The 26238-nt window shown below is 65.9% G+C and carries 21 protein-coding genes; 10 read left to right on the top strand and 11 right to left on the bottom strand.

Going from position 1 to position 26238, the window contains the following annotated elements:
• Position 1 precedes the first annotated feature (1 nt).
• From ACNJYD_RS13545 to ACNJYD_RS13520, 6 genes are all read right to left on the bottom strand, one after another.
• The gene (locus ACNJYD_RS13545; RefSeq protein WP_212260287.1) at positions 2-787 is read right to left on the bottom strand and encodes a hypothetical protein; all 786 of its coding nucleotides are present in this window, start codon (positions 785-787) and stop codon (positions 2-4) included.
• A 72-nt stretch (positions 788-859) separates the two neighbouring features.
• The gene (locus ACNJYD_RS13540; protein WP_212260285.1) at positions 860-2743 is read right to left on the bottom strand and encodes a flagellar protein; all 1884 of its coding nucleotides are present in this window, start codon (positions 2741-2743) and stop codon (positions 860-862) included.
• Between the two features lie 21 nt (positions 2744-2764).
• Positions 2765-4648 carry a flagellar hook-associated protein FlgK gene (gene flgK, locus ACNJYD_RS13535; protein ID WP_439366632.1) on the bottom strand — a complete coding sequence of 628 codons (1884 nt, stop codon included), beginning with the start codon at positions 4646-4648 and terminating at the stop codon, positions 2765-2767.
• Between the two features lie 35 nt (positions 4649-4683).
• Positions 4684-6939, bottom strand: a complete 2256-nt coding sequence (locus tag ACNJYD_RS13530; protein ID WP_172785247.1) for a flagellar hook-basal body complex protein — start codon at positions 6937-6939, stop codon at positions 4684-4686.
• Between the two features lie 177 nt (positions 6940-7116).
• Entirely contained in the window at positions 7117-7629 is a 513-nt protein-coding gene (gene msrB, locus ACNJYD_RS13525) for a peptide-methionine (R)-S-oxide reductase MsrB (protein WP_172785248.1), read from the bottom strand.
• An 86-nt stretch (positions 7630-7715) separates the two neighbouring features.
• A complete protein-coding gene (locus tag ACNJYD_RS13520) occupies positions 7716-9173 on the bottom strand; it encodes an FAD-dependent oxidoreductase (RefSeq protein WP_439366631.1) in 1458 nt (485 codons plus the stop codon).
• 191 nt (positions 9174-9364) lie between these two features.
• On the opposite strand from ACNJYD_RS13520, the gene ACNJYD_RS13515 reads away from it, so the two are divergent.
• Positions 9365-9901, top strand: a complete 537-nt coding sequence (locus ACNJYD_RS13515; RefSeq protein WP_439366629.1) for a SixA phosphatase family protein — start codon at positions 9365-9367, stop codon at positions 9899-9901.
• A gap of 57 nt (positions 9902-9958) precedes the next feature.
• Entirely contained in the window at positions 9959-10384 is a 426-nt protein-coding gene (locus ACNJYD_RS13510; RefSeq protein ID WP_130218328.1) for a universal stress protein, read from the top strand.
• 308 nt (positions 10385-10692) lie between these two features.
• On the opposite strand, the gene ACNJYD_RS13505 is transcribed toward ACNJYD_RS13510, so the two are convergent.
• On the bottom strand, positions 10693-10929 hold the full coding sequence (locus tag ACNJYD_RS13505; RefSeq protein ID WP_260379936.1) for a DUF1127 domain-containing protein: 237 nt from the start codon (positions 10927-10929) through the stop codon (positions 10693-10695).
• A gap of 185 nt (positions 10930-11114) precedes the next feature.
• On the opposite strand from ACNJYD_RS13505, the gene ACNJYD_RS13500 reads away from it, so the two are divergent.
• A complete protein-coding gene (locus ACNJYD_RS13500; protein ID WP_212260275.1) occupies positions 11115-12458 on the top strand; it encodes a PLP-dependent aminotransferase family protein in 1344 nt (447 codons plus the stop codon).
• 3 nt (positions 12459-12461) lie between these two features.
• Here ACNJYD_RS13500 and ACNJYD_RS13495 read toward each other — a convergent pair whose 3' ends face one another.
• Both ACNJYD_RS13495 and ACNJYD_RS13490 read right to left on the bottom strand, forming a co-directional pair.
• Positions 12462-13061 (bottom strand): YdcF family protein, encoded by a 600-nt coding sequence (locus ACNJYD_RS13495; RefSeq protein ID WP_212260274.1) that lies wholly within the window; start codon positions 13059-13061, stop codon positions 12462-12464.
• Positions 13062-13123: 62 nt separating this feature from the next.
• Complete coding sequence (locus ACNJYD_RS13490; RefSeq protein WP_246572064.1) at positions 13124-13723, bottom strand: hypothetical protein; 600 nt, start codon at positions 13721-13723, stop codon at positions 13124-13126.
• Between the two features lie 47 nt (positions 13724-13770).
• On the opposite strand from ACNJYD_RS13490, the gene ACNJYD_RS13485 reads away from it, so the two are divergent.
• On the top strand, positions 13771-14205 hold the full coding sequence (locus ACNJYD_RS13485; RefSeq protein ID WP_172785254.1) for a hypothetical protein: 435 nt from the start codon (positions 13771-13773) through the stop codon (positions 14203-14205).
• Between the two features lie 4 nt (positions 14206-14209).
• Here ACNJYD_RS13485 and ACNJYD_RS13480 read toward each other — a convergent pair whose 3' ends face one another.
• Together ACNJYD_RS13480 and ACNJYD_RS13475 are read right to left on the bottom strand one after the other, a co-directional pair.
• Positions 14210-16609 (bottom strand): bifunctional diguanylate cyclase/phosphodiesterase, encoded by a 2400-nt coding sequence (locus tag ACNJYD_RS13480; RefSeq protein ID WP_439366628.1) that lies wholly within the window; start codon positions 16607-16609, stop codon positions 14210-14212.
• Positions 16610-16811: 202 nt separating this feature from the next.
• Positions 16812-17318 carry a YciE/YciF ferroxidase family protein gene (locus ACNJYD_RS13475; protein WP_172785256.1) on the bottom strand — a complete coding sequence of 169 codons (507 nt, stop codon included), beginning with the start codon at positions 17316-17318 and terminating at the stop codon, positions 16812-16814.
• Between the two features lie 428 nt (positions 17319-17746).
• Here ACNJYD_RS13475 and ACNJYD_RS13470 point away from each other — a divergent pair, with 428 nt between their 5' ends.
• The 6 genes from ACNJYD_RS13470 to ACNJYD_RS13445 all read left to right on the top strand — a co-directional run bounded on the left by ACNJYD_RS13470 (position 17747) and on the right by ACNJYD_RS13445 (position 26182).
• Entirely contained in the window at positions 17747-18829 is a 1083-nt protein-coding gene (locus ACNJYD_RS13470; protein ID WP_439366627.1) for a lysylphosphatidylglycerol synthase transmembrane domain-containing protein, read from the top strand.
• 110 nt (positions 18830-18939) lie between these two features.
• Positions 18940-20886 carry a hypothetical protein gene (locus ACNJYD_RS13465; protein ID WP_439366626.1) on the top strand — a complete coding sequence of 649 codons (1947 nt, stop codon included), beginning with the start codon at positions 18940-18942 and terminating at the stop codon, positions 20884-20886.
• A 469-nt stretch (positions 20887-21355) separates the two neighbouring features.
• A complete protein-coding gene (locus ACNJYD_RS13460) occupies positions 21356-22261 on the top strand; it encodes a LysR substrate-binding domain-containing protein (protein WP_172785259.1) in 906 nt (301 codons plus the stop codon).
• Positions 22262-22384: 123 nt separating this feature from the next.
• Positions 22385-23329, top strand: a complete 945-nt coding sequence (gene kdgD, locus ACNJYD_RS13455) for a 5-dehydro-4-deoxyglucarate dehydratase (RefSeq protein ID WP_439366625.1) — start codon at positions 22385-22387, stop codon at positions 23327-23329.
• A gap of 22 nt (positions 23330-23351) precedes the next feature.
• Entirely contained in the window at positions 23352-24710 is a 1359-nt protein-coding gene (gene gudD, locus ACNJYD_RS13450) for a glucarate dehydratase (RefSeq protein WP_439366624.1), read from the top strand.
• Positions 24711-24733: 23 nt separating this feature from the next.
• Positions 24734-26182: an aldehyde dehydrogenase family protein gene (locus ACNJYD_RS13445; protein ID WP_439366623.1), complete on the top strand. Its 1449-nt coding sequence runs from the start codon at positions 24734-24736 to the stop codon at positions 26180-26182.
• Positions 26183-26238: the final 56 nt, after the last annotated feature.

Genomic DNA, 26238 nt, shown 5'->3' with positions numbered 1-26238 from the left:
CTCACGCCGCGGCATCGGCCGCCGCCGCAGGCGCGGCTGTGAATTGCGAGGCGATGTCGCCGTGGAACACCGACGGCCCGACGTGGTCGAGCGGGCTCTGAATGTCGGCCCAGATCTCGCCGCCGATGTCGGTCCAGCGCTTGCAGAAGGCGAAGTCCTCGGACAGATACGTGCCGGTCGCCGGATCGATCATGCATTCGAACAGCGCGAACCGGTTCTGGCTCGCCGCCAGCGCATCATGCGAATGCTCTCGGAAGAACCGAAGGTTCGCGTAGTCCGGGTGGCGGCACATCGCTTCCAGGACATGACGCCGGATCATCAGGAAGCCGGTGCCGGCATAGCGCACGCGGGTGAATCCGTTGACCACCACGATGCGGTCGGGGTCCTCGATCTCGAGCACGTAGTCGAGCGAGGCCGCCGGCACGTCGGCCCGACCCGACTGGATCGCACGCGCGGCCTTGTCCCAGTTGACCCGCTTGATCGGATAGCAGCCGGCGACGACATCCGCGCCGCATTCGATCAGCCGGAACACCTGCTCCGGCTTGAAGCCGATATCGGCATCGATGAACAGGAAATGCGTCGCCTTGGGATCATCCAGGAACATCGCGACCAGGTTGGCCCGCGCCCGCGTGATCAGCGCGTCGCCGTCGCGCAGGAGAACCTTGAGCTCGAGATTGGACATGCCGTGCACGGCCCGCTGCAAAGCGAAGATCGAGCTCGCATAGATGCTCGATACCTGCCCGCCGAAGCAAGGCGTCGCGACCACCAGCTGCATCTTGTCCGACATCGACCGCTCAGCCCCCGCTGCAATCCTCACCAAGAGGTAAACAGGCCTGGTTAACGGCGTGTTAACGCCTCCTTACAGGAACTTGACGAGCGAGAGCTGCGCCAGGTTCGAGGTCACCTGGTAGGACGCCTGCAGGGCGTTCTGCAGCGCCAGGATCTCGCTCGCGACCTGGTCGGGGGAAGCCGATTCCGCCTGGTCGATGATGGTCTGGAGCTGCGCCTTGGCCTGGGTCTGGCGCGTGCTCGCGTCCTTCATCGTGTTCTGGGCCATCGCGATGTCGGTCTGGATGTCCTCGATGCGCTGCTGTCCGGGCTGCTGGGTCAGCGCCTGGGTCACCCGCAGACTCAGCGCCGAGACCTGCCCGCCCGAATATTGTCCCGTCGGCGAGGTCGAGAAGGTGCCGAACACCGCGATTGCCTGCAATTGGCGGCGGATCGCATCCTCATTCGCCTGGGCGCCATATTGCACCGTCACGGCATCGTCGACCCGCGCCATCGCGGTCGAGCGCGGCGAGCCGGGCCCGTCATTGCCCAAATACCATTTCACCGTATTGGCCGAGCCGTTCACCAGCGTGGTCGCCGAGCTCGCCGGCGAGGAGCCGACACGCAGCGGCGGCTGCGTGGCGGTCACCGGCGTCGCGGCGAACCCGAGCGCGCTCAGCGCGCCGGTGTTCGACGTCGTGATGTTGAGGCTCGCCGCATCGTCGGTATTGATCGTGATCGAGCCGCCGTGGACCGTCGAGGGCTTTGATGTTCCGGTGATCGCGTCGATCTTGGTCAGCAGGGCCTGGATGCTGTCGGTGACGTTGAGCTGGTTGCCGGTCGCGCCCGAGGCCACGAAGGTCAGCGTGGTGCCGTTGACGGTGATGGTATCGCCCGCGACGAAGCCCGGCGAAATCGAGTCCGAGGGGCTCGCGCCCGATAACGCCGTCGCGCCGGTGACCGGGGCCGCCGGCGCCGCCTGGTTGTTGACGGGGGTCCCGATCGCAGAGCTCGCAGTGTTGAAGAAGTTGTCGCCCGCGACGACCGCCGATGCCGCCACCAGCGAAGTGTTGGCGAGTTTCTGAATCGCGGTGTTCAGCGCCGTGTTGAGGTTCGCGGCGGTGTTGTTCGGGTTGACGGGCGTGCTCGCATCGATCGCGAAGCTGCCGAGCGGCGTCGGCGTCGCCGAGGACGCCGTCAGGTCGATCTGCTCGGTCGTGCCGTCCGGCAGGGTGAACTGAATGCTGAGCTTGTCGCCGTTGTTCGGATTGACGCCATTGAGATCGACCGAGAACGACACCGGCGAGCCGCTCGGGCCGGTGACGGTCGCGCCAGTCAGCGTCGAGGACACCGCCTTGATCTTGAGGCCGAACGGCGATCCGGCGACGTCTTCCGACACCTGCACCGAGCTTGCCGTCGGCTGCGTCTGCACCAGGCGGCCCATGCCGCTGGCCCCTAAGTCCGCGGCCTGGCGCTCGGCCATGACGGTCTTGAAGCCGGCCTGTGTCGTGGTGCCGTTGATGATGTCGCCGGCATTGGCCACCGACTGGGTGTTGACGGCTGTTCCGGAGAACAGATAGCGGTTGCCGGTCTGCGTGTTGAGGACGCCGACCATCGAGCCGAACTGGGCCGCCGCGGTGTTCTGCGCAATCGTCTGGCCGTTGACGTTGAGATCCTGCGCGGTGTTGGCCGAACCCGTCTGCACCGTGCTGCGGATCTTGGTCAGCGATTGCAGCGCGGTGTTGGCGAGGTTGATGCTGACGTTGACGTTGGTGATCGTGTCGGTATAGGCGGCGATGTTGGAGAGCTGCGCGCGTCCCGCGATGGCAAAGCCCTCGTTGGTGCCCATGCCGGAATAGTTCTGCGACAGCTTGCCGGTCGAAAGCTGCGTCGACAAATCGGTGAGCTGCTGATTGATGTTGCGGATCTGCGCGCCGAGAACCGACGAGGAGTAGTTGATGCTGCTGATCGACATGTTTCAGAGCCCTGTTACTGCTTACAATTGAGCCTGGATCAACGTGTTCATCATGCTCTGCACCACCGACATGACGTGGGCGTTGGCGGCGTAGGCGTTCTGCAGCTGGATCAGGTTCGACATCTCCGCGTCCAGATTGACCTTGGAGGTCGAGTCGAACTTGGCCTGAAGCGTCGAGACCACCACGCTCTGGCCCTGCTGGAGCTGGGTCGCCTGGGTCGCGGCGTTGGCCTGCACGCTTAGGAACTGCTGGAGGAAGTTCGAGACGCTGCCGGTGAAGGGCTGGGTCGCCGAGCCGAGGCCGCTCTGCGGCGAATAGGAGAACACCGTACTGGTGAGCTGCGAATAGAGATAGTCCGAACGCGTGGTGTCGCCCGCGGGCGTCACCGGCGAGGTGTTGTAGACCGACATCCTGGTCGGGTCGGCGACCAGCTGCGTGTTGACGGCGATGCGGCCGGCAAGGCCGGTCATCTGCGAGCCCGATGCCGTGATCGCGCCGGTGTAGAGCGCCTGCCCGCCGTCGGTGAACAGCGGCAGCTGCGGATTGCCCGAGGTCAGCGACGAGATCGTCTTGGTGGTCGAGGCCGAGTTGACCTTGGCAAGGCCGGTGTTGTCGTCGGTCACCCGCAACGTCGTCGCGGTCGCCGGTGACGGGGCTGCGGAGAACGACAGATGCGTGCCTGACAGCGCAGTGTTCAGCGCGGACGCGATCGCATTCATGCCGCCGGCGAAGTTGACGCCGATCCGCATCGGGTTGGCGTTCGTCGCGTTCTGGAGCGGCAGCGCCGCCGGGTCGGTCACGTTGACCAGCGTGATCTGGCGCTGCGTGTTGGTGGCCGTGTCGGTGTAGGTGATGTTGACGGTGTTGCCCGGCAGCGCGCCGGCAAGCTCCAGGTCGAAACCGGCCGGCGGGCCGGAGACGGTGCTGCCGGCCGTGGTCTTGTCGGACAATGCGCTCGCCATCGTGGCGGCGAGCTGGTCGATCTGGTTCTGCGCCTGCACCAGCGTCTCGTCGCGCAGCTTCAGATCGGCCGCAATCTGCCCCGACGAAACCACGTTGTTGGCGACAACGTCCACTTGCGAGCCGTTCGGCAGCTTGATGTTGAGCGCGCCGACGCCGGACTTGGTGGGGTCGATGTTGTAGAGCGAGGTCGCCGACAGCGCGCCGGCCGAGGCAAAGGAGAACTCCGAGGCGAGCCCCGCGCCGACCAGCTGAATGCCGGTCGTGGTATAGATGTTGGTCTGGTTCGAGCCGTCGGTGGTGACGCGGACGTCGACATATTTCGACAGCGTGTTGATGGCCTGGTCACGCTGGTCCATCAGCGTGGCGGCCGAGGGATCATTGGGCGACAGGCCCTGGAGCTTGGTGTTGATGTCGGCGATCTGCTGCATCGCCGCGTTGGCGGCCCGTGCCGAGTTGCCGAGGTCCTGCTCGACGTTGGAGCGCAGCGACTGGATGCCCTTGGTGGTGACGTTGAGCTGCGTCGCAAGCGCCTGCGCCGCACCGAGCGCGACGGTTTGCGCCGACGACGCCCCCGAGCTGGTCGACAGCGCCTGCAGCGCCGTGGTGAATTTGTTCAGCGCGGCTTCGAGCGTGCCGCTGTTGCCGGGCGTGCCATAGACATTCTGAAGCTGCTTCAGGATGTTGGCCATCTGGTCGGCGTAACCGCTGCCGCCGGTCTCGGTGCGCAGCTGGTTCAGCACATAGGCGTCGAGCTCGCGGCTGACGCCGGTCGTCATCGCCGTCGAGCCGAAATCGCCGGTGGTGACCTCGATCTGGTTCGGCGTCTGGACGACGTAACCCGGCGTCTGCGCATTGGCGACGTTCGAGGAGACGATCGAGAGCGCGGCCTGGTTGGCGCGCAGACCGCTCATCGCACTGGCGAGGGCTGAACTCAAACCCATATCACTGGCCCGCCTTTGGTTACGTCACGCGCCGATCAGCGCAACACGTTGAGGAGATCCTGCACCATCGAATTCGCGGTCGTGATCACCTTGGTGTTGGCCGAATAGGCCTGCTGGGTCACGATCAGCTTGGTGAATTCGTCGGCGATGTCGGTGTTGGAGCCCTCCAGCGACGAGCCGCTGATGGTGCCCGAGGCGCCGTCGATGGCGTCTCCCGACTGTTCGGTCGCGGCATAAGCGCCGCCGTCCATCGCCTTGAGGTAGTTGGTGCCGTTGAAATGCGACAGCTGCACCTGGGCGAGGTTGAGGTTCTGGCCGTTGGAGAAGGTCCCGACCACGACGCCATTGTTGTTGACGGCGACCGAGCGCAGCTGACCGGCGGAATAGCCGTTCTGGGTGATGGTGTTGATGGTCACCGCGCCGCTGGTGCTGGCATATTGCGTCAGCCCGCCCGAGGAGATGTTGAAGGCGACCGAGCCGAGCGACTGGCCGCTGACCGTGACGTTGTTGATCGTAATGCCCGAGCCGCTCGGCGAGGTCAGCGAGCCGTCGGCGGCGAAGGTGAAGGTCTGGCCGGTGTTGACCCAGCCGACCGTGGTGCCGGTGGCGTTCGGGTCGGTCTGGTAGAACAGGTTCCAGCTATCCGAATGGCCCGCGCCCAGCGAGGCACTGTCGGTCTTGGCCCAGCGCAATTGCAGGTTCACCGGCGTGCCGGCGGCGTTGTAGGCCGTCACGGCGCCGCCGCTGATCGATTCCTTGGTGAAGGTGCCGATGTCGTTACCGATCACGCCGCCGGTGCCGGCGGTGCCGCCACCGTCGCGGTTCTTGGTGATGGTCGAGGTGAAGCCGAGCGCGGAGAAGGCAGCACTGTTGGAGCTGGACACCGAAAGGTTGGAGACGGTGCCGGTGTTCAGCGTGATCACGCCGCCGCTGCTGACCGACGACCCCGAAGCGCCGGAGAGCGCGTCGATCTTGCCGAGCAAGGTCGTGACGTTGTCGGTGGTGAGTATCTGAGTGGCGCTGGGCACCGTCGGCGGCGATACGAAGGTCAGTGTCTGGCCATTGACGGTGATGGTGTCGCCGGCGGAGAAGCCGGATGTGAGCACCTGGGCGCCGCCGGCCGTCGCGCTGCCGCTCAGCACCGTCGCACCTGAGATCGCCGGCGAGGACAGCACGTTGCCGCCACGCGTCACGCTGCTGATGCCGAGCGCGGTGGCGGCCGTGCCGCTGCCGACTGCGACGTCGGTGCCGGTGCCGGTCGCGATCTGGATGTTGCCGCTGGCATTGAGCGAGGCGGTGACGCCGGCGCCGCCGGCGGTCTGGATCGCGTTCAGGATGTCCGCCACCGTGGCCGTCGTGCCCGCGCCGAGACCGATCGTGGTGTTGTTGCCGACCGTCGAGACGGTCGTGCCGCCGTTGAAGGTGACGGTGTTGCCATTGACGGTCAGCACCTGCCCGCTCAGCGCGGTGAGGATGCTGGAAGCAAGATGGGTGCCGACCGTGTTGTCGAGCGAGGTGGTGGTGGAAGCCACGGCGGACGAATTGTTCTGGAGCGCCACCGTGCCCGTTGCCGTCGTCGACGTGTAGGCCGAGCGGATGTTGCCGGTTGCAGCCGCGCCTGACACCGTTGCGTTGGTATAGGGCGCCGGCGGCGTGCCGACCGGCAGCGGGTTGGCTGCGAAATCGGACGGGTTCAAGCCACCGGCCGCCAGCAGCGTGCCGGTCGCGGCGGTGGTTTTCGCCACCGTGTTCGGCTGGGTCGGCAGGTTGGCCGCGTACTGGATCGAGGTGGTCGCCTGCGCCGGAATGAAGTTGTTCTGGAATTGCAGGACGTTCGCCACGCTGCCGGTCGGGTTGCCGGTCTTCGGGTCGACCGTGACGCCCATCAGGTAATAGCCGGCGCCGTTGACCAGGTTGCCATTGGCATTGAGCTGGAAGTCGCCACGCCGCGTGTAGTAGGTGACGCCGGTGAAGACAGGCACATTGTCGACCACGCCGCTCGCCTTCTGGATCGAGAAGAAGCCGTCGCCGGTGATCGCCATGTTGGTGGCGACGCTGGAGGACGAGATCGTGCCCTGCGTGGTGATGGTGGCCTTGGCGTTGGCCGTCACGCCGCCTGCGACCTGCTTGCTTGGGACCGAGGAGTCCGGAATGAGGTCGACGAAGCTGGTGCCGATGCCCTTGTAACCGGTGGTGGATGAGTTCGCGATGTTGCCGGAAATGTTCTGCAGCGCGAAGGACTGCGCCTGCAGGCCACCCACCGAGGTGTTCATTGCATCGAAGATACCCATAACTTTGTCTCCAAATCCGATCTCGGCGGCCGGTCGACCATGGCCGCAATCGGAAAGAGACGTCGCAAGGCCTATGCCAATGCTGGTATCTTCAGGAAATCAATGACTTAATGAAAAGGCCCCGGCCCGATGACCGGGGCACATTTGCCGGGACCGGCAACAATTGCCGGGACTCCCTTACGTCGCCGACGCCGCGGCCGGGTGGAAGACCAGCCCGAAACCATCGATGCAATAGCGCAATCCGGTCGGCTTCGGGCCGTCGTCGAAGACATGGCCGAGATGGCCGCCGCAGCGCCGGCAATGCACCTCGGTACGGACCATGCCGTAGGTACGGTCCTCGGTCTTGCCGACATTGCCCTCGATCGGCGCATAGAAGCTCGGCCAGCCCGTGCCGCTCTCGAACTTGGTCTCGGACGCAAACAGCGGCAGGTCGCAGCCGGCGCAGGCGAAGATGCCCTTGCGGTGCTCCTTCAAGAGCGGGCTGGAGCCGGGCCGCTCGGTGCCGTGGTTGCGCAGGATCTCATATTGCTGCGGCGTGAGCTGGGCCCGCCATTCGGCCTCCGTCTTCGTGATCTCGAACTTTTGCGCGGCCTTCTCGCCGGCCTCGGCAGGTGTTCCTCTCAGCCAGCGGAAGGCCGTAAGGCCGAACAGGCCGGCGACAGTCGTGAGCAGGATGCGGCGGTCAAGCATGTCATTCTCCGTGCGCGGGAAGTCCACGCCCTGAGATACGGGCTTCTGAGGCCGACGTTACACGTTGGGGCGGAATTTCGCTCAACTTATTGCGAGACGCGGTCGTCCTGCACGACCGGTTCCGCGGCCCCGACCGCAGCTTTCGGCGATGGCGCCGGCCGCGGCCGCACGCCGGGCGGCGCACGGCGCGGGCCGGTGCCGGCCGCGCGGTTGGCTTCGGCGAGGCGGGCCTCGCGTTCCCTGTCCTTGACCCTGGCGCGCTCGCGATAGCGGGCGAGCGCACCTGCGGCGGCGGAGCTCGCCCTGCCCCAGATCCCGACCAGCTGGCCCGCGACGCGCCCCGTGGCACCGCCCGCCCAGACCAGCTCGAACGGCGAGAACAACTTCCAGCGCTCATCGCCCCACAAGATGCTCCGCGCGATCATCTGTCCGGCCATGGCCGAGGTGTTCATCCCCTGGCGGCCGAACCCGCTCGCCACCCACAGGCCTTTACGCAGCTGGCCGATCTGCGGCATGCCGTGCACGGTCTGGCCGGTGGCGCCGCCGAACATGTCGGTGATCTCGACATTGCCGAGCTCGGGAAAGATCGTCCGGATCCGCCGCCTGACGGCGCCGGCGAAGCGCTGCGGACGCGCGGCCCAGGTGGTCTCCGGGCTCTCCCACATCAGCCGGTCGCCGTCGACGATCCGGAAATGGTCGACACCGTCGGAATCCATCACCGATCCCTTGAAGGCGATGATCTCGTGCAGGCGCTCGCCGAGCGGCGCGGTGATGCCGGCATAGCGCCAGACCGGCAGCAGCGTCTCCGACAGGCGCTTCAACGGCGCGCCGAGATGAATGTTGCCTGCGAGCACGATGTGGCTCGCGCGCAGCCGTGCCGACGGCGTGACGATGCGCTTGCGGATGCCGGAATGATCGATGCTGACGACCGGCGTGTCCTCGAAGATGCGGGCGCCTGCCCGCCGCGCCATCGCCGCAAGGCCGTGCACATATTTCCGGCCGTCGACCTGGAACGCTTTCGGATAATACACGCCGTGGAAGTAACGGTCGGTCTTGAGCGCACCGCGCATGCGATCGACCTGCCAGCCCTCGACCTCGGTGTCGAAATCCTCGTTCAGCATCTGCAACCGGCTGATCAGCCGGTCGCCGGCATCGACGTTGGAGACCTCCAGCACGCCGTCGCTGACGCCGATCCCCGGCATGTTCTCTTCGCTGGCGTTGGCCCGGACGAACTCGGCGCCCTGCTTCGACAGCGTCCACAATTCGCGGGCGTCCTCGAAGCCGATGCGCTCGATCAGGTCCGCGAGCGGCAGCGCAAAGCCCGGCATCACGGTGCCGAGCTGGTTGCCGGAGGCATTCCAGCCGACATGCCGGCCCTCGAGCACCGCGACGCTGGCCCCGAGCCGGGCCGCTTCCAGCGCGATGGAAAGCCCGGCAAGCCCCGCCCCGATCACACAAATGTCGGCATCGAGATCGAACGACAGCCGCACGCGGTCGCGAAAGCCGGCTTCTTCCTGGGACACGCTTGTGAAAGTCTCGCTCATAGCGTTTCTTAGAGCATGATCCGGAAAAGTGTGCAGCGGTTTTCCGGTAAGATCATGCTCAAAATAACAACCTGAAGCGCGGTGATGATTCGTTCTAATCTCAGCGCGCTTCATACCAACCGGGCGCCTGTCACCTTGTCCTCAACCGGCGCCTGTAGATTATCCTGGACGTGGAACGATTCGAGAATGCCATGCGCCGTTTGATGCTGCTGCGTCACGCCAAGACCGAGACGGACGCACCGAGCGGCCGTGACCAGGACCGCCGGCTCGACGACCGCGGCCACAAGGATGCCGCGCAGATGGGCGACTGGATCGCCGCCCATCCGCCCTTCCCTGATACTGTATTGGTGTCCCATGCCGTGCGGGCCCGGCAGACCTGGGACATCGCCTGGGAGGCAATGAAGGACCGCGTCCGGGCGCCGCAGGTCGAGGTCCTGCCGGAACTCTACGGCGCCGATCCCGCGCAGATCCTGGAAACGATTCGCACGGCAACCGCCCCGGCCGATTCGATGCGGTTGCTGCTGATCGGCCACAATCCCGGCATGCACGAGGTCGCCCTGATGCTGATCGGCGGCGGTGATCCTGATGGCGCCAAGGCACTCGGCCACAACCTGCCCACGGCGGGGCTTGCGATCTTCGACTTTGACGTCAAGGATTGGGATGACGTGGCCTACCGCCGCGGCAAGCTGGTGCTGTTCGTCAGCCCCAAGCTGCTTCGATCGGGCTAGAGACGCGCGGGCGCCGTCTCGACCGGTTGATCCAGCCTGGTTCACAGGGAGGCGCAGATGTTCAAGTCCATCCTCGTGCCCATCGACCTCGCCGACACCGATCTCGCCAAGCCGGCGATCGCGACCGCGGCGACGTTGTCGCAGACCTGGAGCGGCACCGTGCGCCTGCTCAACGTGCTGCCGATGACGCCGGTGATGCTGGCCGAATACGTTCCGGCCGATTTCGACGAGCAGCAGCGCCAGACCTCGGAGGAGGCCCTCGCCATCGTCGCCCGCGAATCCGGCATCGAGCCTTCCCGCATTTCCAGCGTGGTGCGCCAGGGCGGCATCTATCACGAGATCCTGGAGGAAGCCGTGCACATGAAGGCCGATTTGATCGTGATGACCTCGCACCGGCCGGCGATGCGCACCTATTTCCTCGGCTCCAACGCCGGACATGTGGTGCGTTATGCCAAGTGCTCGGTACTGGTGGTGAGGCACTGAGGGGCAGCACACTCCGTCATTGCGAGCGCAGCGAAGCAATCCAGACTGCCTCTGCGGAAAGATTCTGGATTGCTTCGCTGCGCTCGCGATGACGCCGTTGGGGCAGCTGTGTACGAAGGCACCGCTCTCGTGCCCCGGACGCAGCGCAGCGTCTCCCTGGCGATGCGAAGCATCGTCCGGTGCGACGATGCGCTGCAGAGCCGGGGCCCATGCATCAGCGAGTGCGGTCGCTCGGTCCCGGCTCTGCGCAGCAGCGTTTCACGCTGCAGCGCGTCCGGGACACGCGAGGAACGCGCAGTCGAAGGAGATCACAGATACCGCGACAGCTCGGCCTTGAACTGCCCGTACACGGCATCCTCGATTTGGCTGCGCGTGATGCCGATGTCGCGCAGGGCGCGGTCGTCGAGCTCGTTCAGCGTCTTGACGGCGGAGCGGCGCTCGAGGCGGTCGAACAGCGCGGTGACGCGCAGGGCGAGGGCACTGAAAAATCCGCTGGATGAGGTTGGGCGTAAAGTCCGCCCGGCAGTTTGCGAGATCGTGGTCATTCTTCTTCTCCGGCCTTTCGTCCCGCGCGGCGAAGCAGGTGCCGTTGGCGCGGGCGCTTGTGGCGCCTGCACCTCATTTGCCGTCGGATTGCTCTCGCTCCCCTCGGCTCAATCGCGGAACTTGATGGAACTTAAATGCTCCAGTACACTCCTCGGAGCAAGCAAAACATTGCTCTGGGTGCAATATGTCCAAGTTCGAGTACGTGAAGCTCGCCGATGCCATTGCGGCCGATATCACTAACGGCACGTTAAGGCCCGGCGACCGGCTGCCGCCGCAGCGCAATTTTGCCTATGACCGCGGCATCGCGGTCTCGACCGCGAGCCGCGTTTATACGGAATTGCTCCGCCGCGGCCTCGTGGTCGGCGAGGTCGGGCGCGGCACGTTCATCTCCGGCGACGTCAGGCGTGAAGTCGAGACCATGAGCGAGCCGGCCGACGCGCGCATCAATCTCGAGGTCAATTATCCGCTGTTGCCGCAGCAATGGGCCATGATCGCCAAGAGCCTCGCCGGGCTCGAGCGCATCGATGCGCTGGAATCCGCGCTGCGGGTTTCGACCAGCACCGGCACCAAGAGCGCGCGCATGGCTGCTGCCGCCTATCTCGCGCGCAAGGATTTTGCGCCCCAGCCCGAGCAGATCTTCTTCACCGCCAACGGCAAGCAATCGCTCGCGGCCGCGCTTGCCGCGCTCGTGCCCACTGGCGGCCGCTGCGGCGTCGAGGCGCTGACCTATCCCTACGTCAAGAGCATCGCCGCGCGGCTCGGGGTGACGCTGGTCCCGATCCCCATGGACGAATTCGGCGCGCGGCCGGACGCCATCCAGAAGGCCCATCGCGAGGCGCATTTGTCGGCGCTGTATCTGCAGCCCATCATTCAGAATCCGCTCGGCGTCACCATGAATGCGACGCGGCGCGCCGACATCATGCGCATCGCCGAGAAGCTCGATCTCACCATCATCGAGGACATCGTCTACGGCTTCCTCGCCGACGACACGCCGCTGGCGGCGCTCGGCCCCGACCGCTGCATCGTGCTCGACAGCCTGTCCAAGAAGGTCGCGCCGGGGCTCGCGCTCGGCATCCTCGTCGCACCGCCACATCTGCGCGAGAGTGTGATGAGCGCGGTGCGCACCGGCGGCTGGATCGCCTCCGGCCATGCGCTCGCGGCCGGGCAGCGGCTGATGGCCGACGGCACCGTCGCCGAGCTGACCCGGCTGAAGCGCATCGATGCCGCGCGCCGCCAGCAGACCGCCGCAAGGCTGCTCTCCGGCTACCAGCTCGCCGCCGATCCGCGCTCCTATCATCTCTGGCTGACGCTGCCGCCGCACTGGCGCTCGCAGACATTCGTCGCCGCAGCAGCAAGGCGCGGCATCGCGCTGACGCCGTCCTCGACCTTCGCGATCGCACACGGTCATGCGCCGAATGCGGTGCGGCTCGCGCTGGCCCCGCCCTCGCCCGAGCAGCTCGATTCCGGCCTGCGCACCATCGTCTCGCTGCTCGGCACCAAGGAGGATGATTTCGATTCGACGGAGTAAAGCTCAGATCTGCGGCCAGTCCGCGATGAAGCCCCTCGCCTTGTAAGGTTCGATCTTGTCCCATTCGTGCAGCATGCGGCGGCGAAATTCGACGTCGGTATGCCAGAGTGCACGCGGTGTCGCGAAACTATCGACGGTGAGCAGCATCTTCTCGACCGCCGGCCAATGTCGATGCAGCGTCATCGGATAACGCCGCGCGGTCCAGGTGTTGCCGAGGCAGATCACACTGCGGATGTTCTGCAGTCCGATTGCCGCATCGATGATCGGAAGCGAGAAGATGACGTTCTCGCCCGTGTTCATCGCGCGATCCTCCTCCAGGATAACGTCCGCCGGAATGCCCGCCGCAACCATTGCGGCCTTGATGATGCTGCACTCCGATTGCTCCGAGCCAAGCGTCACCCCGCCGCTGACAATCGACCAGCGGAACAGGCCCTCGCGCCACAGCCTTGCGGCGGTGTCGACACGCAAGCCAACGTCCTCGCGGGTACCGAACACGAACAGCAGGTCGGCTGGCCGAAGCGGCGTGTCGATCAGATGCGTGCGGTTGATTCTGGCGATCTCGTCTGCCGTCGGCAGACGGGTACTGCGGTCCATGACTGACATGTCCACAAGATGCGACGCTCGCGGCGGCACGCGAAGTCACGTTTGATTGCGACCGATTGCACCTAAGGCAGCAGCGCCCTCGGCACGCGATCGAAGCTGTAGCTGTGCGGCCGGTTGCGCCGCACGAAGCCGCCGACCTGCCAGGCGAACAGCGCGGCGAAGCCGAGGATGAACAGCACGCCGGCGAATTCGCCGATCAGAAGCGCGCGGATCAGGAGTCCCGCCATCGCCACAGCGAGCACGGCCAGGAACGCGAGCACGGCCGCATAGGTCTTGCGGCCGAGCCCCGCGGTCAATTCGGCGCGGCTGCCCGCCTTCGCCATCCGCGCATGCAGCTCGATCAGGAAATCACGAAAGCCGTTGTCCTGCGGCGCCATCAGCGCCGCGGTCTGCCAGCTCGTCGACAGGATCGCGACGCGGCCGCCACCAGCGCGGCTGATATCGGCGCGGAAGCGATGCTGCTGCATCGACACCGGGCGGAACGACAGCCGGATCGCCGAGATCTCGTCATAGCGCCACAGGCCGGAGCGGCCGGCGATGTGCCAGGACAGCCCCTGCTCGGTCAGCTCGAAGCGATGCGCCGAGCCGATCAGCGAGGCCTTGTAGGCGTAGCTCGTGGCCGAACCAGCTTCAGCTCCGGGCATGTCGATCAATGATCCCATCGGCGATCGGCTTGCGCGATCGCCCCCCGCCATCCTACAAGCGAGGCATGGCTGAGACGACCTTTTTTCCGCGCCGCCTGATTCTCGGCGCCGCAATGATCTCCGGTGTGTTGCTCGCGCTCGCGGTGCACATGCTGGGCGCGCGCTACGGTCTCGACCTCGGCGGCCTCTGGCGCTCCGATACGCACGAGTTCATTCCGGCGGGCGCGGCGATCGCCTGGTGGCTGATCGCCACCGTCGGCTTCTCCGGCGGCTACTTCACCGCGAGCCTGATGCAGAGCGCCGTCTCCGGACAGATCCCGCAGCGGATGCGGCAATTCCTGATCGCGGTCGGCGTGCTCCTGCTTGCGGGAGCGGGTCAGGCGGCGTCGGCGCCGAGTCCGATCCCGACCGTCTCGGGCGTGCTCGCCGGGCTTGCCGCCCTGTGTCTCGGCGCCGTGATGGCGTTCTGCGGCGCGCACTTCGCGCTGCGCCGAAGCTGACCTCTCAAGCCGAGGCGCGCAGCCGCGGCCGTTCCAGCATGATCGCGACATCCGAGGCAGGCCGCGGCTTGCTGAACAGATAACCTTGCGCCTGGGTGCAGCCCTCGCGCCGGAGCAGCTCGAGCTGCGCGTCGTTCTCGACGCCCTCCGCCGTGGTGACGATACCGAGGCTGCGGCCGAGGCCGGTCACGGCGCGAATGATCGCCATGGAATCCTCGCGCGTCGCCAGCTCCGACACGAAGGAACGGTCGATCTTGATCTTGTCGAACGGGAAGCTGCGCAGATAGCTCAGCGACGAATAGCCGGTGCCGAAATCGTCCAGCGAGATCCGCACGCCCATGGCGCGCAGCTCGTGCAGCGTGGTCAGCGTCGCTTCGCTGTTCTGGAGCAGAACGGATTCGGTGATCTCGAGCTCGAGGCGGCGCGCACCGAGTCCCGATACGGCCAACGCCTCGGTCACCGCTGCGATCAGGTTCGGGCTCCTGAACTGCACCGGCGACAGATTGACGGCGACGTCGACATCGTCGGGCCAGGTGACCGCATCGGCGCAGGCGGAGCGCAGCACGAATTCGCCGAGCTGAACGATGAGCCCGGTCTCCTCGGCGAGCGGGATGAAGCTGATGGGCGCGATCAGCCCGCGCTGCGGATGGTTCCAGCGCAGCAGCGCCTCGAAGGCGACGACGCGGCCGCTGGCGACCTCACGGATCGGCTGATAATAGACCTGAAACTCGTCGCGTTGCAGCGCCGCGCGCAGATCCATTTCCAGAAGACGCCGCGCCTGCGCACGCGCATCCATGCCGGTCTCGAAGAAGCGATAGGTGCCGCGGCCATCCGCCTTGGCGCGATAGAGTGCAAGGTCCGCGTTCTTCAACAGTTCGTCCGGATTGCTGCCGTCCTGCGGCGACAGCGAGATGCCGATCGAGACGCCGATCACGATCTGATGGTCGTCGATCTGGTAAGGCGCCGAGATCACCTCGACGAGACGTCCGGCAAGCGATCGCGCGGCGATCTCCTCGGAGCGTCCGATCTGGACCACCGCGAACTCGTCGCCGCCGAGCCTCGCCACGGTGTCCTGTTCGCCGACGGTGGACTTGAGCCTGCGGCCGACCTCCTTGAGCAGCGCATCGCCGATGGGATGGCCGAGCGAGTCGTTGATGTCCTTGAAGTGATCGAGATCGAGACAAAGCACCGCGAGCTGGTCGCCCGACTTGGTCTGACGCAGTCCCTGCTCGAGCTGTTCGTGGAACAGCACCCGGTTCGGCAGGCTGGTCAGCGCGTCATGGCGCGCCATGTGCGAGATCTTGGCCTGTGCCTCCAGCCATTCGGTGATGTCCTCGAAGGTCGCGACCCAGCCGCCGCCCTGCATCGGCTGGTTGACGACCCGGATGGAGCGGCCGAACCGGTTGACGACGTCGGTCGTGGTGCGGCCCTCGCGCGCGTCGGCGACGAGGCGGGCGAAGAATTCATCGGCGTCGCCCTGCCACTGGCCTTTGGCCTGCTCTTCCCTGAGCACCTCGACCAGCAAGCGGCCGGTCAGCGGCACGTCGGTACGACGGAGCATCGCGGCATAGCGCTCGTTGAACAGGATGATCTTGCCGTCGGCGTCGAACATGCACAGCCCCTGCGACATGTTCTCCAGCGCGCTGTCCAGCACGATCTGCTGACGGCCCAGTTCGCCCTTGGCGCGGCGGTCGAGCAGCGCGGCCACGAGCGCTATCGCGATGATCGCGACGGCGGCGCTGGCAGTGAGGAACGACAGCGAGGCCGGCGGGATCGAGAGCCCGCTGATTGCGAGCGTCGGGTCCGGCGTCAGCAGCACCGCGCCCATCGCGGTGAAATGATGGGCGACGATCGCGAGCGTCAACAGAGCAGTCGCGCTCAACGCATGCCGAATGTCGTCACCTCGCGCAGCCACGAACAGCGCCAGCGCTGCGAAGACGACGCCGAACAGCACCGAGGCGGCAACCGTGCTCCCGATCCAATCCACCCGTGCCGGCATCTCCAGCGCAGCCATGCCGGTGTAATGCATCGCCGCGACACCCAGGCCGACAATGGCGCCGCCGACGACGATCCACACCTGGCGCGAGGACCCCACCGCGATGCTCAGGCCCACGAAGGTCAGGGAGATCGCAAACATCAGCGAGAGAATTGTCACCGGGATGTTGTAGGCGCCGGCGCTCCCCGGGCCGTAGGCGAGCATCGCGATGAAATGCGTCGCCCAGATGCCGCATCCGCTGACGGCCGCATCCAGGGCGATCCAGGCCAGACGCCCGGCTCCGTGCGTCGCGCGTGCGCGCTGAAACAGGCTGATCGCCGCGGCGCTGGCGAGCAGGCACACTGCGCCCCCAAGGGCGACCAGTCGCCAGTCATGTTCGTCGGTGAGACAGTAGAGAACTTGATACATTGCCAGCCCCTATCGACCCGCACTTGAGCCGACAGTGGTGGACGATCGGTAACCGGCTACAGAAGTGGTGAATGGAAGATGAGCGAGTTCGGTCACATTGTTGATCCTCGCGACGGCGCACCGAAGCAGCACCACGGCAGCGGGAGGCGAGCAGGCAAAAGCGCCGCGCGGAATATCGCGCGGCGCTCGTGGTTACCTCTTCTCAGCTCGCCGCGCGCAGATTCACCTTGCTCTCGGCGAGGGTCGTCAGCTTCTTGTCGGTCGCCTTCTCCTCCTCGAGCGTCTTGGCGAGCACCGTCGCACAATCATTGCGGCCGAGCTGCTTGGCCCAGGCGATCAGGCTGCCGTAGCGGACGATCTCGTAATGCTCTGCGGCCTGCGCCGCATTGATCAAGGCCGCGTCCAGCACCGCCTTGTCAGCGACTTCGCCGGCGGTCTCGTCGGCTTCCTCGATGATGCCGTCGATGGCCGGGCAGTCGACCGCCTTCACCGCGACGCCGTGCATCTTGAAGACCTCCTCGAGCCGAGCAACGTGCTGCTTGGTTTCCTCGAGGTGCGTCAAAAAGCCCTGTTTCAGCTGCGGATCAGTGGCCTTGCTCGCCATCTTCGGCAGCGCCTTGGTGAGCTGCTGCTCGGCGTAATAGATGTCCTGGAGCTGATGCACGAACAGGTCGTTCATGGTCTTGATGTCTTTTGTGAACAGTCCCATCGTTCCGATCCTCTCGGGTCTTGGGAACACGGCGGCGCCGGCTTTGCACGAAAAGCCGCATATTCCGCCATGTTCGATTGCTGATGGAGCCTAACGACCACGCGGCATCGACGTTCCAAAAAGGCCGATACCGCTTGCGCTGGAACAATGCGGACCGCGCCAGGATTTGACACCGTGTCGGCACAGTGAAGGCGCGAATGGAGCCGGTTTTCACGACTCATATGCTTAACGCGCCGCCGATATGAACTGCGTATGACAAAGTTGCCGGCCGAACGCAGAACCTATTGTTGTCAAGGGCTGCACAAGCCGCTGATTTTGCCTTAAATGAGCTGGATCATGCCTCGCGATCGATGCCTGCCTTTGGCCGTGATCGCACCCGACCGGCCAATGCCTGGCCCGGTCGCTCTTGCCCCCCGCCGGGAGGATGAATGCACGGACTGCTGCCCGCGCTGAAACGCGGCTTCAAGAGATGGATCGGCTGGCGACGGCTCGGAGTTGCCGCGAGCATCTTCATCATCGCCTTCGCGATCACCACGCTGGTGCGGACCCTAAGGGGCATCGATACCGGGGTCATCCTGACCGCGTTGACCGAGATTCCCCGCGGCAATATCGGCCTGGCGGCGATCTGCGTCTTCTTCGCGTTCTGTACGCTGACCTTCTACGATTTTTTTGCACTGCGAACGATCGGCAAGAAGCACGTGCCCTATCGCATCGCAGCGCTCTCCAGCTTCACGTCCTATTCGATCGGCCACAACATCGGAGCCACGGTCTTCACCGGCGGCGCGATCCGTTTCCGGATCTATTCGGACTATGGGCTGAACGCGATCGACGTCGCGAAGATCTGCTTCCTGTCGGGCCTGACCTTCTGGCTCGGTAACATCTTCGTGCTTTCGATCGGCATGGCCGTCCATCCGGATGCGGCCTCCTCGATGGATCAGCTGCCCTCGTCGCTCAACCGGTTGATCGCCCTCGGCGGACTCGCATCGATCGGGGCTTATCTCGTCTGGCTCTGCATGGGCGAGAAGCGCCGCGAGCTCGGCCAGAAGGGCTGGAAGGTGGTGCTTCCCTCGGCGCCGCTGACCTTGGTGCAGATCCTGATCGGCGTCGTCGATCTCGGCTTCTGCGCCACGGCGATGTACCTCTTGATGCCCTCCAACCCGCCAATCGACTTCATGTCGCTCGCGGTCGTGTTCATCCTGGCGACCCTGATCGGCTTTGCCAGCCACGCCCCCGGCTCGATCGGCGTATTCGATGCGGCCATGCTGGTGGCGCTGCCCCAGTTCGGCCGCGAGGAGCTTCTGGCGACGCTGCTGGTGTTCCGCATTCTCTATTTCGTGATCCCGTTCGGCCTCGCCATCTCCATCATGGGCACGCGCGAGCTCTGGATGAATGTGGTCGCGCCGTGGCAGGAGCGGCGGCGGCTGGCGGAAGCCTGCGCGCAGGCCAACCTGCCCAAGGAGGTGACGCCGATGGAGCGCGAACGCCTGCTGCGGCAGGCCAGCAAGCGCTGAGCCGCCAAGAGCCGTCAAGCGCCCCCCCGGAAATCATCGGGCAAAGGTTGCAGGCCGGGGCGCAATCCTCTCTTATTTCCGCCTCAACTTTGCCGTTGAAGACGCGGGCCATGATCTCAGTATTCCTTCGTACCCTCTCCGCAGGTACCGTGCTGCTTGCCGGCATGCTGTCAGTCCTGCCCGAGCGCGCCGCCGCGCAGGACGGCAGCCTGCAAATCAGCTGGGAGGTGCGTAACCGCTTCCGCCTGTTCCGCGAGGAGCGCGACTTCCTGCTTCATGTCGAGAACGCGCGTAACCGCAGCATTCTGGCCGCCGAGCAGTCCCTGGAGCTCCAGAGCGAGGGGCGCGGCTGGGCCCGCAACATGGTCAACAGGCTCTGCATCGACCTGCAGGGCCGGGTCAATCAGCCCTGCACCCGCGACAACGTCAAAGAGAACTACATCACGCCGATCGACCATCCGGTCACGGTGCGCCTGACCGGCGCGGTGCCGGTCGGCGCCACCTGCGCCTGGTCGTTCGATGACGGCGACGGCCCGCAGGCCTCGACCTTCGACTGCGCCGAGCCGGTCAATTTGCGCGTCCGCTACGGCAAGCAGACGGTTGCGACCGTCGATGTCTCCGCCGGCTCCGATCCGACCCAGCGGGTCCAGACCGAGATCCAGGTGCGCGACATCTTCATCGCAGGTCTAGGCGACAGCATCGCCTCCGGCGAAGGCAATCCGGACCGGCCGCTGGCGCTGTCGGACGAAGGCTTTTGCTTCCGCTCCTATCTCGGCACCGCGGGTGCGCAGTACTATCGTCCGAGCCGCCACGGCTTCAAGGGCGGCCGCGCCTGCGAGGCGCCCGATACGCTCGCCAATTGGCAACGCTACAGCGCGCTCTGGTTCAATGCGCCCTGCCATCGCTCGCTCTACAGCTACCAGGCCCGCACCGCGCTGGCGCTCGCGGTGCGCTACACCCACATCGCCGTGACCTTCCTGCCGCTCGCCTGCACCGGCGCCAGCATCGGCGACGGGCTGCTCGGCTCCCAGCGCGCCCGCGAATGCCCGCCCGGCAAGACCGGCGTCTGCAACACCAGCGTGAACGCGCAAGTCGCCGAGCTGCGGGAAGCCGTCACCGCGGCGAAGAAGCGCCAGCCCGAGCGCACGCTCGACCTCGTGCTGCTCTCGGTCGGCGCCAACGACGTCTATTTCTCCGGTCTCGTCGCCGACGTCATCGTCGACACCGCGACCGAGCGCGCGCTGTTCCGCCGCTCCGGCGTGATGGCGAGCGTCGACGATTCCCGCGATGCGCTCCAGCGCGAGCTGCCGCAGAATTTCGTCAAGCTGCGCGAGGCGCTGAAGCCGCTGGTCGGCGGCGACCTCTCGCACGTGGTCTATGTCTCCTACGCCAATCCTGCGCTCGCCGAGGGCGGCGCGCCCTGCCGCGGCGGCCGAGCCGGCTTCGACATCCACCCGTCCTTCAACACCGATCCGCAGCGCCTCGCCCGCGTCTCCGCCTTCGTCGACACCGAATTCCTGCCGCAGCTGAAAGGGCTCGCCACCTGCACCCGCGGTGCGCTGTGCCGCGATCCCGAAGCCGACCGCATGACCTTCGTCGACGCGCACCAGGCCGCATTCGCCGAGCACGGCTTCTGCGCCCGTTCCACCAACGATCCCGAATTCGACCGCAGCTGCTTTGCCGAGAACGGCCAGAGCTTCAATCCCGATATCGTCAGCGCGGCGAGCCAGCCGATGCTGTGCGGCCGCGGCGCCTCGGAGTACCGCGCCTACCTGCCCCGCGCGCGCTGGGTCCGCGACGCCAACGACAGCTATTTCGCCGCGATGACCTATCCGCAGGGCCTGCCGGCGGCGAGCCAGCCGACCGACATCCACGACGCGACCTGGGGCGTGCTCTCCGCCGTCTACGGCGGAGCGGTGCATCCGAGCGCCGAGGGTCACGCCGCGATGGCCGATGCGGCGCTGCCGGCGGCGAGCGCCGCGCTCGGGCTCGATGCGGTGCCGCCGAACGTGACGCGCGGACTATTGCCGCAGCTGCTGCCGAGCGCGCAGCAGTAGCGCGCCCAAGCGCCGCAGCTGCCGCTTCACCCGTCATTGCGAGCGCAGCGAAGCAATCCAGAGTCGCTCCGCGGAAGGACTCTGGATTGCTTCGTCGCAAGGGCTCCTCGCAATGACGAGCCCGTGACGCGCATTCTCGCCGCCTCACGGTCGTTCCCCTCACCTGCCGTTCCATCAATCCAAAAACGGCATCGATCGATGCCGCCTTGAACTTGGACACTTCGCCGCGCGCGCCTCTAGGACTCGTGTCGGGGAAAACGGGCCGAGACTTAAGGGAAGCGCGTGATGAGCGCAGTGGTGTCCCGCAGCGGACGTGAGGCGTCTCGCATCAGGCTGTTCCTCCTGAGGGCTCCCATGGGAGCTTGACCAGGCAACTCAACGGCGGCCCACAAAGCCGCCGTCTTTGTTTTGGGGGTGATCGATGCTAGAAGTGCCGGGGAAACGCCTTATCCATCTAAGGCATGTATCGATGTTCGACCTCAACCAGCTCCGCTGTTTCGTCACGGTGGCGGAGGAATTGCATTTCGGCCGCGCCGCCGCACGGCTGAACATGACCCAGCCGCCGCTGTCCCGGCAGATCCAGGTGCTCGAGCACATCATCGATGCGCCGCTCTTGGAGCGCACCAGCCGTTCGGTGCGCCTGACGCCCGCGGGGCGTAGCTTCCTGCCGGAGGCGCGGCGCATCCTCAAGCTTGCCGAGAGCGCCTCGCAGGTCGCCCGTCGTATCGCGCTCGGCAAGACCGGCTCGCTCAAGATCGGCTTCACCGCGGCCGCGGCCTATGGCTTCCTGCCCGAGCTCGTCGCCGCCTGCCGCGCCAAGCTGCCCGAGGTGGACTTCTCGCTAAAGGAGATGGTGTCGGGCGACCAGTTCGAGGCGCTGACCTCGGGCCAGATCGACGCCGGCCTGCTGCGGCCGCCGATCGCGCGGCCCGAACTTGCCAGCCGCCGCGTCGTCGCCGAACCGCTGCTCGCGGCGATCCCGAAAAAACATCCGCTGGCGAATGCCGACGGCATCACCATCAAGGATTTCGACGACCAGCCCTTCGTGATGTACTCGCCCTATGAGAGCCGTTACTTCCACGATCTGCTGGTGGCGCTGTTCACCCGCGCCGACGTGCTGCCGCGCTACGTCCAGCATCTCAGCCAGATCCACTCCATCCTCGCGATGGTGCGCGCCGGCCTCGGCCTTGCCATCGTGCCAGCGGCGGCGGCGAACCTGAAGATCTCCGACGTGCGCCTGCGGCCGCTGAAACTGCGCACCCGTGTGCCCGTCGAGCTCTTCATGGTGTGGCGGCGCGAGGACGAGAACCCGCTGCTGTCGGCGCTGGTCAAGATCGCCGGCGAATTGTCCTCCGCGGAGCCGGCCGAGGATTGATGCTCAATCCGCATCGGTCGATATAGGCTTTGGCTTGGACGCGCATCGAACGGTCTCCTAAACCACGGCGCATGGACGCGCGGCCTCTGCTTGCGTCCTCCGCAACACGACAAGGGAGCGCCCATGAGCAAGATGACCCCGCAGGAAATGGCCCAGAAGATCGGATCGGGCCTCCTGTCCTTCCCCGTCACGCCGTTCAAGGCGGACCATTCCTTCGACGAGGCGACCTACCGCGCCAACATGGACTGGCTGTGCGGTTATGACGTAGCAGGTCTCTTCGCCGCAGGCGGCACCGGCGAGTTCTTCTCGCTGACGCCATCAGAGGTTCCGCAGGTCGTGAAGGTCGCCGTCGACGAGACCAAGGGCCGCGTGCCCGTGCTCGCCGGCACCGGTTACGGCACCGCGATCGCCCGCGAGATCGCCATCGGTGCGGAAAAGGCCGGCGCCGACGGCCTCTTGCTGCTGCCGCCCTACCTCACCCATTCCGAACAGGAAGGCCTTGCCGCCCATGTCGAGGCGGTCTGCGCCGCCGTGAAGATCGGCGTGATCGTCTACAACCGCGACAACGCGATCCTGCAGCCCGACACGCTCGCACGCCTTGCCGAGCGCTGCCCGAACCTCGTCGGCTACAAGGACGGCATCGGCGACATCGAACTGATGACCCGCGTCTACACCAAGCTCGGCGACCGCCTCACCTATGTCGGCGGCCTGCCGACCGCCGAGACCTTCGCGCTGCCCTATCTCGACATGGGCGTGACGACCTATTCCTCGGCCGTGTTCAACTTCGTGCCGGAATTCGCCACCAACTTCTACGCCGCGGTGCGCAAGCGCGACCACGCCACGATCCAGGCCGGCCTGAAGGATTTGATCCTGCCGCTGATCGCGATCCGCAACCGCAAGAAGGGTTACGCGGTCTCGATCATCAAGGCCGGCATGAAGGTGATCGGCCGCGATTCCGGCCCGGTCCGTCCGCCGCTCACCGATCTCACCGAGCAGGAGATGGCGGAGCTGACCGCGCTGGTGCAGAAGCTGCCCGCCGCACGATCGTCACAACAGGCTGCAGAATAAGGACAACAGGGAGGTGCGTGCGATGGCCCAGACTGAGATTTCCGGCGCGTCAGTCGCCGGTGCACCTGTGGTCACGGCGATGCAGGTGATCCCGGTCGCGGGCCGCGACAGCATGCTTCTCAACCTGAGCGGCGCGCATGCACCGTTCTTCACCCGCAATATCGTCATCCTCACCGACAATGCCGGTCACACCGGCGTCGGCGAGGTGCCGGGCGGGCAGAAGATCTGGCAGACCCTCCAGGACGCGCGCGACCTCGTGATCGGCAAGACGGTCGGCGCGATGAACAACATCCTCGCCGACGTCCGCACCGCCTTCGCCGATCGCGACGCCGGCGGCCGCGGCAAGCAGACCTTCGACCTCCGCGTCATGATCCACGCGGTCACCGCGATCGAATCCGCGCTGCTCGACCTGCTCGGCCAGCATCTCGGACTGCCCGTCGCCGCGCTGCTCGGCGAAGGCCAGCAGCGGAGCAGCGTCGAGACGCTCGGCTATCTCTTCTTCGTCGGCGATCGCCGCAGGTCGAAGCTCGACTATGTCACCGGCGAGACCGGCAAGGCGGAATGGTTCAACCTCCGCCACCAGGAGGCGATGATGCCCGAGACCGTGGTGCGGCTGGCGGAGGCCACCCACGATCATTACGGTTTCGCCGACTTCAAGCTCAAGGGCGGCGTGCTGCGCGGCGAGCAGGAGATCGAGGCCGTCACGGCCATCGCAAAACGTTTCCCGAACGCACGCGTGACGCTCGACCCCAACGGCGCCTGGTCGCTCGATGAGGCGATAAGCCTCTGCAAGAACATGCACGGCATCCTCGCCTACGCCGAAGACCCCTGCGGCGCCGAGGCCGGCTTCTCCGGCCGCGAGATCATGGCCGAGTTCCGCCGCGCCACGGGCCTGCCGACCGCCACCAACATGATCGCCACCGACTGGCGGCAGCTCTCCCATGCGCTGCGGCTCGGGGCGGTGGACATCCCGCTGGCCGATCCCCATTTCTGGACCATGCAAGGCTCGGTGCGCGTGGCCCAGACCTGCCGTGACAACGGCCTGACCTGGGGCTCGCACTCCAACAATCATTTCGACATTTCGCTCGCCATGTTCACCCATGTCGGCGCCGCCGCTCCCGGCAAGGTCACCGCGATCGACACCCACTGGATCTGGCAGGACGGCCAGGCCCTGACCAAAGAGCCGCTCCAGATCAAGGGCGGCAAGATCGCCGTCCCAGACCGCCCGGGCCTCGGCATCGAGATCGACCGCACCGCCGTCGAGGCCGCGCACGAGCTCTACAAGAAGCATGGACTCGGCGGCCGGGATGACGCTATGGCCATGCAGGACCTGATCCCCGGCTGGACGTTTGACGACAAGCGTCCCTGTCTCGTCCGTTAAAAACGTTCCCCTGGAGGAAAAAGATGACAGCAATCCTGAAGAACTTCATCGGCGGCGAATGGGTCGACGGCTCCGGCATCACCAGGAACATCAACCCCTCCAACACCAATGATCTCGTCGGCGAATACGCCAAGGCCGACAAGGCGCAGACCGAGAAGGCCATCGCCGCCGCGAAGGCCGCCTTCCCCGCCTGGTCGCAGTCGACCCCGCAGGCGCGCTTCGACGCGCTGAACAAGATTTCGCTCGAGATCCTCGCCCGTAAGGAAGAGCTCGGCCGCCTGCTCGCGCGCGAGGAAGGCAAGACCCTGCCTGAAGGCATCGGCGAGGTCGCCCGCGCCGGCCAGATCTTCGCGTTCTTCGCCGGCGAAGCGCTGCGCCTGATCGGCGAGAAGGGCGCTTCGGTGCGTCCCGGCCTCGACGTCGAGCTCACCCGTGAGCCGGTCGGCGTCGTCGGCATGATCACGCCCTGGAATTTCCCGATCGCGATCCCCGCCTGGAAGATCGCGCCGGCGCTCTGCTACGGCAACACGGTGGTGTTCAAGCCGGCCGAGCTGGTGCCGGGCTCGGGGCACGCGCTGTCCGAGATCATCACCCGCTCCGGCATTCCCGCGGGCGTGTTCAATCTCGTCGTCGGCTCCGGCTCGGTGGTCGGCCAGACCCTGCTCGAGCATCCTGACGTCGCCGCGATCTCCTTCACCGGTTCGGTGCAGACGGGACGCAAGATCGCGCAGGCCTGCGTGCTCTCGAACCCCATGAAGAAGTTCCAGCTCGAGATGGGCGGCAAGAACCCGTTGGTCGTGCTCGATGACGCCGACCTCAAGACCGCCGTCGAGGTCGCCGTCAACGGTGCCTATTTCTCCACCGGCCAGCGCTGCACCGCCTCCTCGCGCCTGATCGTCACCGAAGGCATCCACGACCGCTTCGTCGCGGCCGTGGCCGAACGCCTGAACAGCCTGTCGGTGGACGATGCGCTCAAGGCCGGTGTGCATATCGGCCCCGTGGTCGACCAGAGCCAGCTCGACCAGGACCTGCGCTACATCAAGATCGGTCAGGACGAAGGCGCCAAGCTCGCTTTCGGCGGCGAGCTGCTGAAGCGCGAGAATCCCGGCCACTACCTGCAGCCGGCGCTGTTCACCGAAGCCAACAACAACATGCGCATCGCGCGTGAGGAGATTTTTGGTCCGGTCGCCGCCGTCATTCGTGCCAAGAACTACGAGGAGGCGCTTGCCATCTCCAACGATACCGAGTTCGGCCTCGCCTCCGGCATCTGCACCACCAGCCTGAAATACGCCTCGCACTACAAGCGCAACAGCGAGTCCGGCATGGTGATGGTCAATCTGCCGACCGCCGGCGTCGACTATCACGTGCCGTTCGGCGGCCGGAAGGGCTCGAGCTACGGCGCCCGAGAGCAGGGCTCCTACGCACGCGAGTTCTACACCACGGTGAAGACGGCTTATACGTATCCGGGTTGAGATATCTAGACGTCGTAGGGTGGGTTAGCGCAGCGTAACCCTCCTCTTCCGTTTCT

Source organism: Bradyrhizobium sp. SPXBL-02 (genome assembly GCF_051853065.1).
In the GTDB taxonomy this organism is placed as follows: Bacteria; Pseudomonadota; Alphaproteobacteria; order Rhizobiales; family Xanthobacteraceae; genus Bradyrhizobium.
The sequence above is the reverse complement of the archived record's forward strand: the minus strand, read 5'-3'. Positions and strand labels throughout refer to the sequence as shown.

Coding starts and splice junctions, on each gene's coding strand:
- ACNJYD_RS13545 (WP_212260287.1), bottom strand. CDS start 787: ATGTCGGACAAGATGCAGCTGGTGGTCGCGACGCCTTGCTTCGGCGGG.
- ACNJYD_RS13540 (WP_212260285.1), bottom strand. CDS start 2,743: ATGTCGATCAGCAGCATCAACTACTCCTCGTCGGTTCTCGGCGCGCAG.
- flgK (WP_439366632.1), bottom strand. CDS start 4,648: ATGGGTTTGAGTTCAGCCCTCGCCAGTGCGATGAGCGGTCTGCGCGCC.
- ACNJYD_RS13530 (WP_172785247.1), bottom strand. CDS start 6,939: ATGGGTATCTTCGATGCAATGAACACCTCGGTGGGTGGCCTGCAGGCG.
- msrB (WP_172785248.1), bottom strand. CDS start 7,629: ATGCTTGACCGCCGCATCCTGCTCACGACTGTCGCCGGCCTGTTCGGC.
- ACNJYD_RS13520 (WP_439366631.1), bottom strand. CDS start 9,173: ATGAGCGAGACTTTCACAAGCGTGTCCCAGGAAGAAGCCGGCTTTCGC.
- ACNJYD_RS13515 (WP_439366629.1), top strand. CDS start 9,365: ATGCGCCGTTTGATGCTGCTGCGTCACGCCAAGACCGAGACGGACGCA.
- ACNJYD_RS13510 (WP_130218328.1), top strand. CDS start 9,959: ATGTTCAAGTCCATCCTCGTGCCCATCGACCTCGCCGACACCGATCTC.
- ACNJYD_RS13505 (WP_260379936.1), bottom strand. CDS start 10,929: ATGACCACGATCTCGCAAACTGCCGGGCGGACTTTACGCCCAACCTCA.
- ACNJYD_RS13500 (WP_212260275.1), top strand. CDS start 11,115: ATGTCCAAGTTCGAGTACGTGAAGCTCGCCGATGCCATTGCGGCCGAT.
- ACNJYD_RS13495 (WP_212260274.1), bottom strand. CDS start 13,061: ATGTCAGTCATGGACCGCAGTACCCGTCTGCCGACGGCAGACGAGATC.
- ACNJYD_RS13490 (WP_246572064.1), bottom strand. CDS start 13,723: ATGGGATCATTGATCGACATGCCCGGAGCTGAAGCTGGTTCGGCCACG.
- ACNJYD_RS13485 (WP_172785254.1), top strand. CDS start 13,771: ATGGCTGAGACGACCTTTTTTCCGCGCCGCCTGATTCTCGGCGCCGCA.
- ACNJYD_RS13480 (WP_439366628.1), bottom strand. CDS start 16,609: ATGTATCAAGTTCTCTACTGTCTCACCGACGAACATGACTGGCGACTG.
- ACNJYD_RS13475 (WP_172785256.1), bottom strand. CDS start 17,318: ATGGGACTGTTCACAAAAGACATCAAGACCATGAACGACCTGTTCGTG.
- ACNJYD_RS13470 (WP_439366627.1), top strand. CDS start 17,747: ATGCACGGACTGCTGCCCGCGCTGAAACGCGGCTTCAAGAGATGGATC.
- ACNJYD_RS13465 (WP_439366626.1), top strand. CDS start 18,940: ATGATCTCAGTATTCCTTCGTACCCTCTCCGCAGGTACCGTGCTGCTT.
- ACNJYD_RS13460 (WP_172785259.1), top strand. CDS start 21,356: ATGTTCGACCTCAACCAGCTCCGCTGTTTCGTCACGGTGGCGGAGGAA.
- kdgD (WP_439366625.1), top strand. CDS start 22,385: ATGAGCAAGATGACCCCGCAGGAAATGGCCCAGAAGATCGGATCGGGC.
- gudD (WP_439366624.1), top strand. CDS start 23,352: ATGGCCCAGACTGAGATTTCCGGCGCGTCAGTCGCCGGTGCACCTGTG.
- ACNJYD_RS13445 (WP_439366623.1), top strand. CDS start 24,734: ATGACAGCAATCCTGAAGAACTTCATCGGCGGCGAATGGGTCGACGGC.